Here is a 16,139-nt window from a genome sequence, read left to right as displayed (position 1 = left end):
TCTCCGCTCGTTCCCGCCCTATGGCCACCCTAACAGCGTTCACTGACCTGCCTTCATCTCGTGGGTCGTCTCATTATACTGAATGCCTTCGAGTTCCCGAGGCATGTACCGTTCGTCATGCTTGGCCAGCAGGTTGGTGGCGATGAAAGTGCCCGTGCCGTCGAACGATCCTTCCGCGACCACGCCCGATCCTTCCTTGAACAGATCTGGAGCGATCCCCTTGAAAACAGCAGGAATGGTCGCTTTTCCGTCGGTCACGTTGAAATACATGGTGACGCCGTCGGCGGCTCGCTTGAGACTGCCTTTCACCACCATGCCGCCCAGACGAATGGGCCTGCCCGGTTCGACCCCTTTGGCGCGAACGTCGGCGGGTGCGTAGAAATAGGCGGCTTCGTCGCGCAATGCCGATGCCGCGAGCAAACCTGCACCGATCAAGGCGAACAATGCGACGATCGCTAGAATGAGGCGCTGATGCTTCGCTTTCATGGCCGGTCTGACAATCTCTGTGCAGCCAACTCTGCATCACGCATGGCCCGCCAGCATGCAAGGCAGAGGGCCAAGGTGCCCGAAAAGGTCAGCGCATAAGCGCCGACGACGAAAGCCCATTGGTTCATACCATTATCCCCGCGCCAGCCGCTGCATGCGCGCTTCCACCTTATTGCGCGCCAATATCGTGCGCATCCGCATCAACACGATCGCCCCGAACAAAAGGGAAAAACCGATAAGGGTAAGCCCCAGCGGCCAGAGAATCGACGTGTCGATACTCGATCCGCGCATCGTGATGCTGGGTCCCTGATGGAGACTATTCCACCACACGACGGAGCGGTTTATGATCGGGATATTGACCGCCCCGACCAAGCCAAAAATGGCTGTAGCCGCGCTAACGCCGCCCTGTTCCTGACGCGCATTGGCATTCGCCAGCGCGATATATCCAAGATAAAGGAAAAGGAGCACGAGCATGGACGTCATCCGCCCGTCCCACTCCCACCATGTCCCCCAGGTGGGACGCCCCCAAATGGACCCTGTCACGAGGCAAATGGCCGTAAATAGTGCGCCTGGGACCGCAATCGCGCGTCCCGCAACAGCAGCGAGCGGATGTCGCCAGACCAGCTGCATCAGCGCCGAAACCGCAATTCCTGTCCATCCGGCCATTCCGAGCCATGCCGCGGGCACGTGAATATAGAGTATGCGAACCGTCTCACCCTGGAGATAGTCAGCCGGGGTGACGAACAGCCCGCAGCCCGCACCCACCAGAAGCAAAACCAAACCTGGCCAGAACAGCCGGGTGGTCAGCGGCCGAGCGATCTTCAGGAAACGGGCAGGATTGGCGAAGCGATGCATTTGGAAAGGCTCTTTAGCTGCGCCGAACGCGCAAAGCCAGTGGCCCTTTTCTGTTGCACATAGTACATAATGTCGCTGCCACGGCGGCCCAAACAGCCTTTTTTGTTTCAGACAGGCGACAAATCAGGTTCGAACCCCTATATGCGCGCGCAGCAGCCATTTGAGGCGCACAGCATCGGCTATGGATCCGCTCGCACCCATGTTTACGACAAACCCGTTCGACGACGACAAGCTGCGTGAAGAATGCGGCATTTTCGGCGTCATTCAAGCCGAGACCGCTTCGGCGATCGTCGCGCTTGGCCTTCATGCGCTTCAACACCGTGGACAGGAGGCCGCCGGCATCACCAGCTGGGACGGTCACGACTTCCATACCCACCGCGCCATGGGGCATGTGGCGGGCAATTTCGACCGCGACGAAGTGATTCGCGGCCTGCCAGGCCACACGGCATCCGGTCACGTCCGTTATTCGACCACGGGTGAAACATCCCTCCGCAACGTACAGCCTCTCTATGCCGAGCTGAACTCCGGCGGCTTCGCCATCGCGCATAACGGCAATATCTCCAATGCGATGAAGCTCCGCCGAGAGCTAATTCGTCGCGGGTCAATCTTTCAGTCGACCTCCGACACGGAAGTGATCATCCATCTGGTCGCGACTTCGACCTACCGTACTCTACTCGACAAGTTCATCGATGCGCTCAAACAGATAGAGGGTGCCTATTCGCTGATCGTGACTACGCCTGAAGGCATGATCGCGTGCCGCGACCCGCTCGGCATCCGGCCGCTGGTCATGGGCAAGCTGGGCGACGCCACCATTTTCGCGTCGGAAACCGTCGCCTTTGACGTAGTAGGCGCCGACCATATTCGCTCCATCGATCCGGGTGAGCTAGTCATCGTTACTCATGATGGGGAGATGCGCAGCCATCGCCCCTTCGGCGATGTGCATCCGCGCCCCTGCATTTTCGAACATGTCTATTTCAGCCGACCCGATTCGATCGTGGATGGTTCGAGCGTCTATTCGGTTCGCAAGGCGATCGGCGCTCAACTGGCAATCGAAAATCCTGTCGATGCCGATCTGGTCATTCCCGTTCCCGACAGTGGCGTGCCTGCAGCCATCGGCTATGCCCAGCAGTCAGGGCTTCCCTTTGAACTGGGCATCATCCGTTCCCACTATATCGGACGGACCTTCATCCAGCCAGGCGACAAGGTCCGCCACCTTGGCGTCAAGCTCAAGCATAACGCCAATCGCGCACTAATCGCCGGGAAGCGCGTCGTTCTTATCGATGATTCGATCGTGCGGGGAACGACCAGCCTCAAAATCGTGCAGATGATGCGGGAGGCAGGCGCCAAGGAAGTGCATATGCGCATTGCCAGCCCGCCGACAAAACATAGCTGCTTCTACGGCGTCGATACGCCGGAACGCACGAAGTTGCTGGCGCATCGCCTGGACATTGGCGGCATGCAGGATTTCATCCATGCCGACAGCCTTTCCTTCATTTCGATCGACGGCCTCTACAAGGCGCTGGGCGAAACGAAACGAGCGGACATCCGTCCTCAATATTGCGATGCCTGCTTTACGGGCGACTATCCGACCACGCTCACCGATCAGGACGACGCCGTGGTGCAAAACCAGCTTGAGCTGCTGGCTGAACGGGTCGTCTGATCGATAGGTCATTTCTGGATGGCTGCCCGGGTTTGGGCAGCCACTACCTTTCCCACTAAACCGGCTCTCCATCCGTGAGGGCGAACAGGATGCTTCATGTCCACTCTTCCTCTTTCCGGTAAGCTTGCCCTGGTGACTGGCGCTAGCCGTGGCATCGGCGCTGCGACTGCCAAGGCGCTTGGCGCTGCTGGCGCTCACGTCATTCTGACGGCCCGAACTGCTGGTGGTCTTGAAGAGGTGGAGGAGTATATCCACAGCGCCGGAGGCAGCGCCACGATTGCTCCGCTCGATCTGGTCGATGGCGAAAGCATCGGTCGACTTGCTCAGGCAGTTTCAGGCCGGTGGGACGCGCTGGATATTCTGGTTCTGAACGCGGCGACCTTAGGCAGCCTGGCTGCAGTGCCCGCAATCGACGTGAAGGAATTCGCTCGGCTGCTGACGCTGAACATAGCAGCACCGCAGGCTTTGATCGCGGCTTTCGACAGAATGCTCCGCGCAAGTTCCGACGCGCGCGTCATCGCTATCACATCATCGGTCGCTACCGCGCCGCGCGCTTATTGGGGTGCCTATGGCGCGTCGAAGGCAGCGCTGGAAACGCTCGTAAGCACTTATGGCGAGGAAGTGAAAAATATCTCGGCCATACGCACCCATGTCGTTGACCCGGGCGCAACGCGGACGGCGATGCGCGCCAGAGCTTATCCGGGAGAAGATCCCGCGACGGTGAAAGACCCCGAGGTCGTGGGCCAAGCCATAGCTGATCTCGTCCGTTCGGATCGGCCGAACGGCTATCACCAACGTTTGGATTGATCTCAGCCCGGCTTGACCAGCGTTACCTGAGCGACATCGATCGTACCGCCGCGAAAGCCGCCTTCACAATACATCAGATAATAGCGCCAGAGCGCGACGAAATGCTGATCAAAGCTGGCAGGTAAAAGACCGCGGTCGACGGCTCGGTCGAACCTTTCCCGCCAGCGCCGAAGAGTTTCCGCATAGTGGACGCCGAAATGGCGGACCTCCCTCCATTCCAGCCCGTTGGCATCCACCAAAGCCCTGAAGCGGCTTTCGGACAGCAGCATTCCGCCGGGGAAAATGTAAGTCTGGATAAAATCGGCGCCCCGCGCATATTTTTCAAATATGGCGTCGTCGATGAGGATATATTGGATTGCCGCCTTCCCGCCGGGCTTCAGCAGCCTCTCTATGGCAGCGACATAAGCAGGCCAATATTCTTGGCCCACCGCTTCGACCATTTCGACGCTTGCGATCGCGTCATACTGTCCTTGAGCGTCCCGATAATCCGTCAGCAGGATGTTGGCGCCAGCACCAAGCCGCTCTCGCGCATATTCGGCCTGCTCGGTCGATAGGGTCAGTCCGTCATAGTGGATAGCGCAGCGTTGCAGCGCCTGCTCAGCCAAGCCTCCCCACCCGCAGCCTATCTCGAGCAGTGCGCTACCTTCCTTGAGGTCGAGCCGGTCGAGGATGGCGTCCACCTTGCGCTGCTGCGCTCGTTCAAGGCTCTCGATCCGGTCATCGGGATCACGGAACAACGCACTGGAATAATGCATGTCCCGGTCCAACCATAGGCGGTAGAAGTCGTTCCCCAGATCATAATGATAGGCGATGTTACGACGCGACCCCTTCCGGTCGTTGCGACGCACCCAATGCCCGAACCGGCCAATCCATCGAGCCGGGCCGTTTGGACGAGCCACATTCCCCAGTGTCGCGGCGTTCGCCATGAACAACTCGAACAAAGAGACCGGGTCCGGACTACTCCATTCACCAGCAGCCCATGCCCGATACCATCCAGCCGATCCCCCGACGACCAGCCGCAACAGAGCGCGCCAGCGGACCAGCCGGACTTCGCAGACCGGCCCCGTTCCACGCCCCCCCAATATTCTAACGGTTCCATCCGGCAGCGTGGCTTCAAGCCTTCCTTTCAAAAGGCCCGAATCGATGCGGTCCAGCAAGCGGTGAAAGTGAGGGGTGACCAAGCGCGCCCCCCATCCGTGCCTATGTTCCCCGGCCGGGCGCTGCACGGTCGACGCTCGTCCGCCATGCCTGGGATTGATCGCGTTCATCCCTTCACCCCTGTTCCCTTGTCTATGCGTCCGTTCTTAAGCCCTGCTTTGTCGGTAGGTCGCAAGCGCGCGTTCGCGTGCCTCGCGATGACCAACGCGTTTGGGAGGATATGAGGCCGGTCGTGCATCATAGGCTTCAGGATCGTGAACCGCCGTGTCATCGAGATGAGCCAATTCGGGCACCCATTGTCTGATATAATCACCCGCTTCGAATTTTGGAGACTGGGTGAGCGGTGCCATGATTCGGGAAAACAGGTTTGCGTCAACGCCACTGCCCGCCACCCATTGCCAATTCACGCTGTTGTTGGCGTAATCCGCGTCCACCAATGTGTCCCAGAACCATTGCGCCCCGTGTCGCCAATCTATCAGAAGATGTTTGATGAGGAAGCTGGCCGCGATCATGCGAACCCGGTTGTGCATCCATCCGGTCGCCCAAAGCTGGCGCATACCAGCATCCACTATCGGGTAGCCCGTACGTCCCGTTTTCCAAGCGGCAAAATCATCGCCTGCTTCGCGCAAGCTGCGCCAAGCAAACCGGTCGAAGTCGGAGCGGGCGTTTTTTGACCCATAGGCTGGCAACGCCCAAATCTGCGTATGCGCATAGTCCCGCCAGATCAGTTCCTTGAGAAAGGTGGTCGCATCTGCCACCGCCTCGCTCACCCGATGCCAGACATAGGCAGGAGAGACTTCCCCGAAATGCAGATGAGGAGAAAGCCGCGAAGTTCCTTCCATGGATGGAAGGTTGCGCGCCACATCATATTCATCCGCCTCGTCGAGAAAGGAGGCGACGCGGTGGCGCGCGCCGGCTTCACCAGGCGACCAGTCCTCGGCAAAAGCTGCTGCCCAGTCGGGACGACGAGGGCATAGCTCCCAATCGTCGAGCGAATCACTTGCGGGCCATTTTGCTGGCGCGTCGATCCTCGACGGGGTCGCGACGGGTCCGGCCGGTGGCATGTGAAGCATCGTTGCCCGGGCGAACGGCGTGTATATTTGATAAAGATTGCCGCCCGACGTGCGGACACTCCCTGGCGGCAACAACAGCATGCCGTCGTGAAGCTGAAGATCGATCTGCTTCGCTGCTGCCTTTTCGGCATTCCGCCACCATGGCTCATAATGAGCGAGAGCATGCACCCGCTTGGCACCGGTTTCGCGGGCGAGCCTCTCCAGCTGCTCGGCGCTCCCCCCTTTGCGCAGGATGAGGCGAGCCCCTTTGCGACGAAGGCTGTCGTCCAGCGATTTCAGGCTGTGATGAAGCCACCATCGCTGCGCGCTGCCCATCTTCCATTGCTTTGGGGATGTATCGTCCAGGATATAGACCGGGATCACCGGCCCTTCCTTCACTGCCGCCGCCAATGCTGCTTGGTCAGATAGGCGGAGGTCTTGGCGGAACCAAAGGATCACGGGATTGGGCATTTGCCAGCTTTGCCATTGCAAGGCCGAGCTTCCAATCCCCTCTCCCATTTCGGCTCGAAAAGCTGTCCGGATATGGTGCTCTGCGTTTTAGCGCATGGACGGCCGCTGCTTCGCCCTTTATCATTGCACTGCACAAAGCGGGCCAATGGCTTGCGGCCAGGACAATGATCAGGGGACATCATGGCATCGGCGCCAAATGATTCGGAACTCGCGTATCGGCCCTGCGTCGGCGTGATGCTCGTCAGCATGGATGGCAAGGTCTTTGTCGGCCAGCGGATCGATAGCCAAGTGGAAGCTTGGCAAATGCCTCAGGGTGGAATCGATCACGGGGAGGAGGAAAGGACTGCTGCCCTGCGCGAACTGGGCGAGGAAACCGGCATTGGGCAGCATCATGTAGAGATCATCGCCAAGGCGCGGGACGAACATTTTTACGACTTGCCACCTGAACTGATCGGAAAGTTATGGGGCGGCAAATATCGCGGTCAGCGCCAGATATGGTTCCTCGCGCGTTTTCTCGGCAGCGACGAGGATATCAACATCGCTACTGAGGATGCCGAATTCTCAGAGTGGAAATGGATTGAGCCGGAAGCCCTTCCTGACGTGATCGTTCCGTTCAAGCGGAAGCTGTACCGGGACATTTTGCAGGAATTCAAGGCCCTGATCTGACGGGATCGCTATCCTTCCAGCCCACTAGCGCGATCGGGGATAAATAGCGGAATCGCAAGGCTGGAGGCGATCAACTTCGTCTGATAAGCTCCAGCGCATGAACGGCCTTTCGTCGTCAGACCGCGAACTACTGGATCGCGCCGCAGCCGCCCCGATGCTGGATCAGGTGCAGAAATGGGCGGCTATTAATAGCGGATCGCGAAACCTGCCCGGTTTGGCGATGACTGCTTCGATGCTGGCAGATGCATTCTCCACGCTGCCCGGCGATATTCGCCTGATCGAAGGCACGAAAGTCGATGTCGTTGATTCCGAAGGGCGCGTTCAACTGGTCGAACATGGACAGCATCTGCTGCTTTCCGTGCGTCCCGACGCTGCGATCAGGCTCCTCCTGACCGGACATATGGACACGGTCTTTCCGGCGGATCATGGGTTCCAATCGCTTCGATGGATCGATCCCGGCAGTCTGAACGGTCCCGGCGTAGCCGACATGAAAGGCGGGCTGGCGGTCATGCTATCGGCGCTCGAAGCGTTCGAGGGGTCTCCGGCTGCCGCCCGGATCGGTTATGACGTCGTCATAAACAGCGATGAGGAAGTTGGCAGCCCTTCTTCGGCAGACCTTCTCATGATGGCCGCGAAGGGAAAAGTTGCAGCGCTGACCTATGAACCGGCGCTTCCCGATGGCACGCTCGCGGGTGCGCGGCCGGGCAGCGGGAATTTCTCCTTCATAGTCAGTGGCCGGAGCGCCCACGCCGGGCGCAATCCGGAAGAGGGCCGCAACGCCTTGCTCGCGGCGGCCGATCTCGCCCTCAAACTTAAAACGGGGAGCGGCGCCGACTTTACGTGCAATCCCGCGCGGATAGATGGCGGCTCTCCCAATAATGTCGTGCCCGACCGTGCGATCCTGCGCGTGAATATCCGGCCTGGGACTGCGGAGGCTGAGGAGAGCGCGAAGCGGCTCATCAGTCATTCGGTGCGCGAGGTTGCTCGCGATCATGATGTGAGCTTGAAAGTTCACGGAGGCTTCGGCCGTCCGCCTAAACCTCTCGACGAAAAAGCCACTGCCCTCTTCCAGTTGGTCAGGCAATGTGGCGCCGAGTTGGGCTTGGCCGTCAACTGGCGGGACACAGGAGGCGTTTGTGATGGCAACAACATTGCGGCGTGCGGCGTGCCTGTGGTGGACACGATGGGCGTTCGGGGCGGTGCCATTCATAGCGACGAGGAATATTTGATCGTCGAAAGCCTTGCCGAACGAGCGCAACTTTCCGCGCTCACCTTGCTGCGCATTGCACAGGGCAAATTTCTACAGGAGAAGATGGCTTGAGCTTTGTCATGCGGACTGCGCGGGCGGATGATCTGCAAACCCTGTATGAATTAGCGAAAATAACGGGGGGCGGATTTACCAACCTGCCCGCTGACCGGAGGGCGCTGGAGCAGAAGCTGATCCGGACTGAGACGGCGCTCGCTCGGGAGATCGGGGGGGTGGAGGATGAGCTTATCCTGATGGTGCTTGAAAACTGCACCACGGGACAAGTTCGAGGCACGTGCCAGATTTTCAGCAAGGTGGGGCAAAGCTGGCCCTTCTATTCCTATCGTCTGGGCGTCCTGACCCAGCACAGCCGGGAATTGTCCCGCACATTCAGGGCGGAGATGCTGTCGCTCGTCACGGACCTCGAAGGTTCCACGGAGGTCGGCGGCCTCTTCCTGCATCCGCGAGAACGTGCCGAGGGCCTGGGCCTGCTCCTCGCCCGCAGCCGCTATCTTTATATCCGGAATCATCGCGAACGCTTTGGCGACCGGGTGATCGCCGAACTGCGCGGCGTGATCGATGAGGCCGGGGGATCACCCTTCTGGGACGGGCTGGCGGGGCGCTTCTTCGGCATGACCTTTCAGGAAGCGGATGAATTCAATGCGATCCATGGCAATCAGTTCATCGCGGACCTGATGCCCAAGACGCCTATCTACACCGCCATGCTGAGCGACAGCGCAAAGGCGGTGATCGGCCTGCCCCATCCCAATGGCCGCGCTGCCATGCGGATGCTGGAGACTGAGGGTTTCACGAACCCGGGCTATATCGACATATTCGACGGCGGCCCGACGATGGTGGGACAGATAGACGCACTGCAAACCATATCCCATGCACAGGATGTGATCCTGTCCGCCGTTTACGACAGCGGAGGAGAAAGACAGCTGGTCGCCACCGGCGAACGCGCGGATTTTCGTTGCACATATGCAATGGTCAAGGAGGATGGCGATAGCCTGTCGCTTGACCGGCAAAGCGCCGAGCGGCTGGGGCTGGAACCCGGGCAGCAGTTCACCACGGTCCCCCGCGCATGACGGTCAGGGAAATCAACTTCGACGGCTTGATCGGGCCGAGCCACAATTATGCGGGGCTTAGCCCGGGAAACCTGGCATCGGCAGGAAGCGCGGGAACGGCGTCATACCCGCGAGCCGCAGCGCTGGAAGGCATCGACAAGATGCGCGCGAACCTGCGCCTGGGACTGGTACAGGGCATATTCCTGCCACAGTGGCGGCCGGACGGCCGCTGGCTAAACGCGTTGGGCACAAATATCGGCGAGGCTGAGCCCCATATCCGGGCGGCGGCGATGTCCGCGTCATCCATGTGGGCGGCGAACGCGGCGACCGTGTCGCCCGGCCCCGATACGGCCGACGGACGCACGCACCTGACTATCGCCAACCTCGTGACCATGCCGCACCGAAGCCATGAGTGGCAACAAACGCTGGCCCAGTTGCAAATCGCCTTTTCCGACAAGGATGCCTTTGCGATTCATCCCCCTATCCCCGCGCCCTATGGCGATGAAGGCGCGGCCAATCACATGCGACTGTGTGACAGCCATGCGGATCGGGGCATCGAGATATTCGTCTATGGCCAATCCGGCGGCCCCTACCCCGCCCGGCAGCATGTGGAGGCTAGCAAAGCCATAGCGCGGCTCCATGGCCTTGATCCGGCACGCACATTATTCGTCGTGCAGTCCGAGGAGGCGATAGCAGCTGGCGCCTTCCACAATGACGTCGTGGCCGTCGCCAACGAGACCGTGCTTTTCACCCATGAGCAGGCCTTCGCAGACAAGGCGCGCTTCTACGATCAACTGCGCGCGATGTTGCCCGCCATCCAGATCATCGAGGTGCCAGCGGCGGCCGTCAGCCTTGCCGATGCCATCCAAAGCTATCTGTTCAACGCGCAACTGGTGACGCTGCCGGATGGCGGCATGGCGCTGATCCTGCCTGCCGAGGCAAAGGGGGTTGCGAGTGTCTGGAGCTGGCTGGAAAAGCTGGTTGCGGGCAACGGCCCCATTCGCGAGTTGATCACCGTGAATGTGCGACAATCCATGGCGAATGGGGGCGGCCCGGCCTGTCTGAGGTTGAGGGTCGTCGCTGATCCCGCCAATGTCGATCCTCGCTTTTTGGCGAACGAGGCCAGGTTAGATGAAATCGCGAGCATAGTTGACCGCTACTGGCCCGAGCGGATCATGCCTGCTGATCTGGCCGACACCCGATTGATCGCCCAGATCGAACAATCATGGTTAATGCTTGTTGACCATTTGCAGCTTTCGAGCGACTTAATTCCCTAGAGCAAGTCACAGCTCGAGTGGGACGATGGAACGGATCAAGCGCCTCTTCACGATCAAGACGAAGTTCGAGGCATTTCTGGTCATCTATGCGCTTGCGCTGGGCGCCACCGAACGCGGGATCGTCTATCTTCAGCAATATCCCGGTTTCGGCGGACAATTGCTTGCCCTGGCATGCACAGGATCGGTGTTCATGGCAGGCGGAATGATCATCGACGCCGTCGAGATGCGGCGGCGCCTGATCTTCTGAATAATTGCCTTCCGCAAAGCGGCGGTTGACCGGCAACGGACAGCCATGCAGGAGCGGCTTCATGGCCGCGATCATGCTTCAGGGAACAGGATCCGACGTCGGAAAGTCGGTACTCGTCGCCGGATTGTGCCGGGCGCTGGTGCGCCGGGGTTACAGCGTGCGCCCGTTCAAGCCGCAGAATATGTCCAACAACGCAGCCGTCACCACCGATGGCGGAGAGATTGGCAGGGCGCAGGCTCTACAGGCTCTGGCCGCTGGCGTAGAGCCGCACAGCGACATGAACCCCGTGCTGCTGAAGCCCCAGGCGGATCGTACATCGCAGTTGGTAGTCCATGGGAAGGTTCGCGGCGCGCTGAACGCTGGTAACTTCCGGACGGCTCGTGCCGAACTATTGGGCGCGGTGTTGGCAAGCTACGACCGGCTGCGGCAGCAATGCGATATCGTCGTGGTCGAGGGGGCTGGCTCTCCAGCGGAAATCAACCTGCGGGCCGGGGACATTGCGAACATGGGGTTCGCGCGCGCCGCCAACGTGCCGGTCATACTGGTCGGCGACATAGACCGGGGTGGCGTGATTGCAGCGATCGCAGGCACGAAGTCTGTCATCGATCCGGCGGATGCGGCGATGGTACGGGGGTTCCTGATCAACAAGTTCCGGGGCGACCCGGCCTTGTTCGAAGACGGTTATCGACAGATCGAGCAATTATCGGGATGGCGCGGCTTTGGCGTGGTGCCATGGCTTACCGCTACCGCCCGGCTGCCCAGCGAGGATGCGGTCGTGCTGGAAGGAGCGAGCGGCCGGATTGGCAAGCGCATCGTCATCGCCTGCCCTATCCTGCCTCGCATCGCGAATTTCGACGATCTTGACCCGTTCAAGCTGGAACCCGACGTGGCGCTTGTGATGGTCCCGCCCGGCCAGCCCATTCCAGCCGAATCCAGCCTGATCATCCTGCCTGGTTCCAAGGCGACGATCGCAGACCTGCACGCCATGCGAGCAGAAGGTTGGGACATCGACATCCTTTCGCATTATCGTCAGGGCAAGCCCATATTAGGAATTTGCGGTGGTTATCAGATGCTTGGCAAGCGCATCTCTGATCCGGATGGAATTGAGGGTGAACCCGGCAGCATCGAGGGGCTGGGTCTGCTCGACATCGAAACGCGACTGACTCCGACAAAATCGTTGGAGAGAGTGACGGGCACGGCCTGGGCACAGAATTTCCAGGGGTATGAAATGCATCTGGGCTCAACCGATGGGCCGGACTGCGCGCGTCCCTTCGCTCGATTGGACGATGGGCGGGTAGATGGCGCGATCAGCGTCGATGGCCTTGTATCGGGCACCTATGTCCATGGCCTGTTTGCCCGCACAGGCGCCCGCGCCGGATTAATGGCCTCGATCGGCGTTCATTCTGAAGGCGTGGATTATACCGCATCGGTCGATCGGGCGCTGGACGACATTGCAGAACAACTGGAACGACATGTTGATATCGATGCGATGATCAGGATGGCCAACTGCGGCTGAAGGGTCGCGATCGCGCTTGATTAGCGATGGATAGCAGGGTCTGCAACGTCCTGCATGATCTGAATCACGCAAACAGGTACAGCTAAAACGCTCTCACAGGGGCGCCTTATAAGTCACTGATTTTCCGTGAAAAGAAAATGGTGCGCCCGGAACGATTCGAACGTCCGACCCTCAGATTCGTAGTCTGATGCTCTATCCAGCTGAGCTACGGGCGCGTTGTGGAGCGGCAGATAGAGGGGGGCGCGAGATTGGGCAACCCCCTTTTTTCAGTTTTTTTACGGCGTCCGCCGGGCAGTTTCGTCAGCGCAACTTTTTGTAGCGCTGGCTCGTTGCGAACAGGGGTAAGGAGGCGAAGCATGGCTTTCACTTTGAACGAGATTTCGCTGCTCGTTATCGCGCTGTTTATTGGATTGGTGATCGGCCTGATGATCAGCGGCCGTGGAAAATATAAGAGGCTGTGGCGCGATGAGCGGCTGGCTCATCGCGAAACGATCAAGGAGCGTGATGCGCGGCTAGCAGCGGTGGCTTCCGACCGTAGAGCGGAGGCTGGAGATATTCCCGGCGAACGAAATGACCTGACGCGGATCAGGGGAATTTCGGCAAACGACGCTGCTGAGTTAGAGGCTGCGGGCTATCACAGCTATGCGCAGCTCGGATCGATTGATCGTGAGGAGCAGGCCGGGCTGGAATCAAGGCTGGGGCGCGAGCCGGGGACCATCGAACGGGAGGAATGGCGCTTGCAGGCGCGGTTGCTCGAAGCGGGCAAGATGCGTGAGCATGAGCGGCGCTACCTGGAGGTGTAATAAGACCCGGGCGCCCCTCCCACTGTCGCGGGAGGGGCTGGCGCCTTACTTCTTTGCCAATGCGGCCTGAGCGGCGGCCAGGCGAGCGATCGGCACGCGGTAGGGCGATGCCGAGACATAATCGAGGCCGGTAACCTCGCAGAAGGCGATCGAGGCCGGGTCACCGCCATGTTCGCCGCAGATGCCAAGTTTGATCCCCGGACGGGTCGCGCGGCCGCGTTCGGCGGCTAGCTCGATAAGCTGTCCTACGCCCTCCACATCAATGCTGACGAACGGGTCGCGGGCGAAGATGCCCTTGTCCACATATTGCGTCAGGAAGCGGCCAGCGTCGTCGCGGCTGATGCCGATGGTGGTTTGGGTGAGATCGTTGGTGCCGAAGGAGAAGAATTCGCCCACCTCGGCAATCTCGCCTGCCTTCAGCGCAGCGCGCGGCAGTTCGATCATGGTGCCGACGAGATATTCGACCGATGCGCCCTGCTCCGCGAACACTTCGCTGGCGACGCGATCGACGATCGCCTTCATCAGTTCCAGCTCCTTCTTCGTCGCGACGAGCGGGATCATGACTTCGGGGATCGGCGCCTCGCCGCTGCGCTGCTTCACCAGCAGCGCCGCCTCGAAGATGGCGCGGGCCTGCATCTCGTAGATTTCGGGGTAAGTGACGCCCAGACGGCAACCGCGATGGCCGAGCATCGGGTTGAATTCGTGCAGTTCGGCGGCGCGGCGCTTGAGTGCGTCCACGCCGACGCCTGCGGCCTTGGCCACTTCCTCGAACTCCGCTTCGCCGTGCGGCAGGAATTCGTGGAGCGGCGGGTCGAGCAGGCGGATGGTGACGGGCAGGCCCGCCATGACCATGAAGATTTGCGCGAAGTCGTCGCGCTGCTCCGGGAGCAGCTTGTCGAGGGCGACGCGGCGGCCCTTTTCGCTGTCGGCGAGGATCATCTCGCGAACGGCGGTGATGCGGGCAGCGTCGAAGAACATATGTTCGGTACGGCACAGGCCCACGCCTTCCGCGCCGAACTCACGCGCGACCTGGCAGTCCTGCGGGGTTTCGGCGTTGGCGCGGACACGCAAGCGACGGACCTTGTCGGCCCAGGCCATCAGCACGCCGAAGTCGCCCGCCAGTTCGGGCTGCACGGTCGGGACTTCGCCCGCCATCACCTCGCCGGTCGAGCCGTCAATGGTGAGGATGTCGCCTTCCTTGAGGGTGCGGCCGTCGATGCGCAGAGTCTTGGCGGCGTTGTCGATCGACAGGCTGCCTGCACCGGAAACGCAGGGGCGGCCCATGCCGCGCGCGACCACGGCGGCGTGTGACGTCATGCCACCGCGCGCGGTCAGGATGCCCTTGGCAGCGTGCATGCCGTGGATGTCTTCAGGGCTGGTTTCGACGCGGACGAGGATGACGGAATCGCCCAGTTCGTTGCGGCGTTCGGCGGTGTCGGCATCGAACACGATCGCGCCCGAAGCTGCGCCCGGCGAGGCAGGCAGGCCCTTGGTCAGCACATCGCGGGGCGCCTTGGGGTCTAGCGTCGGGTGCAGAAGCTGGTCGAGCGCGGCGGGATCGACGCGGGCGACGGCCTCCTGCTCGGTGATCAGGCCCTCGGTCGCAATATCGACGGCGATCTTGAGTGCGGCCTTCGCGGTGCGCTTGCCCGAGCGGGTCTGGAGCATCCAAAGCTTGCCCTGCTGCACCGTGAACTCGATGTCCTGCATGTCGCGATAATGGGTTTCGAGGATCTGGAACACCCGCGCCAGTTCGGCATAGGTTTCCGGCATCGCCTCTTCCATCGACAGCGGCTTGGCCCCTGCCCGCTCGCGCGCCTGCTTGGTCAGGTACTGGGGCGTGCGGATGCCCGCCACCACGTCCTCGCCCTGCGCGTTGATGAGGTACTCGCCATAATAGGCGTTCTCGCCGGTCGCCGGGTCGCGGGTGAAGGCCACGCCGGTCGCGGACGTGTCGCCCATATTGCCGAACACCATTGCCTGCACGTTGACGGCGGTGCCCCAATCGTGCGGGATCGAGTTCAGGCGGCGATAGACCTTGGCGCGGTCGGCCTGCCAGCTGCCGAACACGGCGCTGATCGCGCCCCAGAGCTGGTCGTTTACGTCCTGCGGGAAAGGTTTGTTCCAGAGCTTTGAAACGAGAGCCTTATATTCGGCCACGAGCGCCTTCCAGTCGTCGGCGGTCATTTGCGTATCGAGCGTGTAGCCCTGATCTTCCTTGGCGATTTCGAGGGCTTCCTCGAATGCGCCATGGTCGAGTTCCAGCACCACGTCCGAATACATCTGGATGAAGCGGCGATAGCTGTCCCAGGCGAAACGCTCGTCGCCGCTCGCAGTGGCGAGGCCAACGACGGTTTCGTCATTGAGGCCGAGGTTGAGGACCGTGTCCATCATGCCCGGCATGGAAATGCGCGCACCTGAACGGACGGAGACGAGCAGCGGGTCGGCCGCGTCGCCGAATTTCTTGCCCGTCACACCCTCGATATGGGCGATGCCGTTCCCGACTTCCGCCTTCAGGCTATCCGGGAATACGCCACCATCCTCATAATAGCGGGTGCACATCTCGGTCGTGATGGTGAAGCCCGGCGGCACAGGCAGGCCGATGGCGGCCATGCCGTCCAGATTGGCGCCCTTGCCGCCGAGAAGATTCTTGTCACCCTTGCCACCATCATCGACGCCGCCGCCGAAACGATAGACATAACGCGTCGCGGTCGTGCTCATGCTGGCCTCTTCCATTGTCAACATAGTCCCGGCTCTCCCTGCACTGATTGCCGTGTATTTGTGCGTTGCAGCAACTTTCCTACAACAGGCGGGGCGATGAACGCACC

14 protein-coding genes and 1 tRNA gene are annotated in these 16,139 nt (G+C 60.8%); 9 read left to right on the top strand and 6 right to left on the bottom strand.

The window, feature by feature from the left end:
• Nucleotides 1-39 precede the first annotated feature (39 nt).
• Entirely contained in the window at nt 40-486 is a 447-nt protein-coding gene (gene ccmE, locus ACZ5YV_RS04140; protein ID WP_464788703.1) for a cytochrome c maturation protein CcmE, read from the bottom strand.
• Between the two features lie 132 nt (nt 487-618).
• The gene (ccmC, locus tag ACZ5YV_RS04135; protein ID WP_464788702.1) at nt 619-1,341 is read right to left on the bottom strand and encodes a heme ABC transporter permease CcmC; all 723 of its coding nucleotides are present in this window, start codon (nt 1,339-1,341) and stop codon (nt 619-621) included.
• 181 nt (nt 1,342-1,522) lie between these two features.
• Here ccmC and purF point away from each other — a divergent pair, with 181 nt between their 5' ends.
• On the top strand, nt 1,523-3,001 hold the full coding sequence (gene purF, locus ACZ5YV_RS04130) for an amidophosphoribosyltransferase (RefSeq protein WP_464788701.1): 1,479 nt from the start codon (nt 1,523-1,525) through the stop codon (nt 2,999-3,001).
• 96 nt (nt 3,002-3,097) lie between these two features.
• Nucleotides 3,098-3,808, top strand: a complete 711-nt coding sequence (locus ACZ5YV_RS04125) for an SDR family NAD(P)-dependent oxidoreductase (protein WP_464788700.1) — start codon at nt 3,098-3,100, stop codon at nt 3,806-3,808.
• A gap of 2 nt (nt 3,809-3,810) precedes the next feature.
• On the opposite strand, the gene ACZ5YV_RS04120 is transcribed toward ACZ5YV_RS04125, so the two are convergent.
• Both ACZ5YV_RS04120 and ACZ5YV_RS04115 read right to left on the bottom strand, forming a co-directional pair.
• Complete coding sequence (locus ACZ5YV_RS04120) at nt 3,811-5,076, bottom strand: class I SAM-dependent methyltransferase (RefSeq protein WP_464788699.1); 1,266 nt, start codon at nt 5,074-5,076, stop codon at nt 3,811-3,813.
• 36 nt (nt 5,077-5,112) lie between these two features.
• Nucleotides 5,113-6,489, bottom strand: a complete 1,377-nt coding sequence (locus tag ACZ5YV_RS04115; protein ID WP_464788698.1) for a cryptochrome/photolyase family protein — start codon at nt 6,487-6,489, stop codon at nt 5,113-5,115.
• Between the two features lie 180 nt (nt 6,490-6,669).
• Between ACZ5YV_RS04115 and ACZ5YV_RS04110 the strand changes: the two genes are divergently transcribed.
• The 6 genes from ACZ5YV_RS04110 to ACZ5YV_RS04085 all read left to right on the top strand — a co-directional run bounded on the left by ACZ5YV_RS04110 (nt 6,670) and on the right by ACZ5YV_RS04085 (nt 12,508).
• Nucleotides 6,670-7,155 (top strand): RNA pyrophosphohydrolase, encoded by a 486-nt coding sequence (locus tag ACZ5YV_RS04110; RefSeq protein WP_464788697.1) that lies wholly within the window; start codon nt 6,670-6,672, stop codon nt 7,153-7,155.
• A gap of 97 nt (nt 7,156-7,252) precedes the next feature.
• Nucleotides 7,253-8,476, top strand: coding sequence for a hydrolase (locus ACZ5YV_RS04105; RefSeq protein WP_464788696.1), 1,224 nt, complete (start codon nt 7,253-7,255; stop codon nt 8,474-8,476).
• The gene (locus ACZ5YV_RS04100) at nt 8,473-9,489 is read left to right on the top strand and encodes an arginine N-succinyltransferase (protein ID WP_464788695.1); all 1,017 of its coding nucleotides are present in this window, start codon (nt 8,473-8,475) and stop codon (nt 9,487-9,489) included. The genes ACZ5YV_RS04105 and ACZ5YV_RS04100 overlap by 4 nt, the downstream gene beginning before the upstream one ends.
• A complete protein-coding gene (locus ACZ5YV_RS04095) occupies nt 9,486-10,745 on the top strand; it encodes an N-succinylarginine dihydrolase (RefSeq protein WP_464788694.1) in 1,260 nt (419 codons plus the stop codon). The genes ACZ5YV_RS04100 and ACZ5YV_RS04095 overlap by 4 nt, the downstream gene beginning before the upstream one ends.
• Nucleotides 10,746-10,770: 25 nt before the next feature.
• Nucleotides 10,771-10,992 (top strand): hypothetical protein, encoded by a 222-nt coding sequence (locus ACZ5YV_RS04090; RefSeq protein WP_449472509.1) that lies wholly within the window; start codon nt 10,771-10,773, stop codon nt 10,990-10,992.
• Between the two features lie 61 nt (nt 10,993-11,053).
• Nucleotides 11,054-12,508 carry a cobyric acid synthase gene (locus ACZ5YV_RS04085; RefSeq protein WP_464788693.1) on the top strand — a complete coding sequence of 485 codons (1,455 nt, stop codon included), beginning with the start codon at nt 11,054-11,056 and terminating at the stop codon, nt 12,506-12,508.
• A gap of 138 nt (nt 12,509-12,646) precedes the next feature.
• Here the strand turns inward: ACZ5YV_RS04085 and ACZ5YV_RS04080 are convergent.
• Nucleotides 12,647-12,723 (bottom strand) — tRNA-Arg (locus tag ACZ5YV_RS04080).
• A gap of 141 nt (nt 12,724-12,864) precedes the next feature.
• Here ACZ5YV_RS04080 and ACZ5YV_RS04075 point away from each other — a divergent pair.
• A complete protein-coding gene (locus ACZ5YV_RS04075) occupies nt 12,865-13,311 on the top strand; it encodes a hypothetical protein (protein WP_464788692.1) in 447 nt (148 codons plus the stop codon).
• Nucleotides 13,312-13,356: 45 nt separating this feature from the next.
• On the opposite strand, the gene ppdK is transcribed toward ACZ5YV_RS04075, so the two are convergent.
• Entirely contained in the window at nt 13,357-16,056 is a 2,700-nt protein-coding gene (gene ppdK, locus ACZ5YV_RS04070; protein ID WP_464788691.1) for a pyruvate, phosphate dikinase, read from the bottom strand.
• Nucleotides 16,057-16,139 lie beyond the last annotated feature (83 nt).

This window comes from Sphingobium sp. TomTYG46 (assembly GCF_055396345.1).
This window is presented reverse-complemented; position numbering and strand designations above follow the sequence as displayed.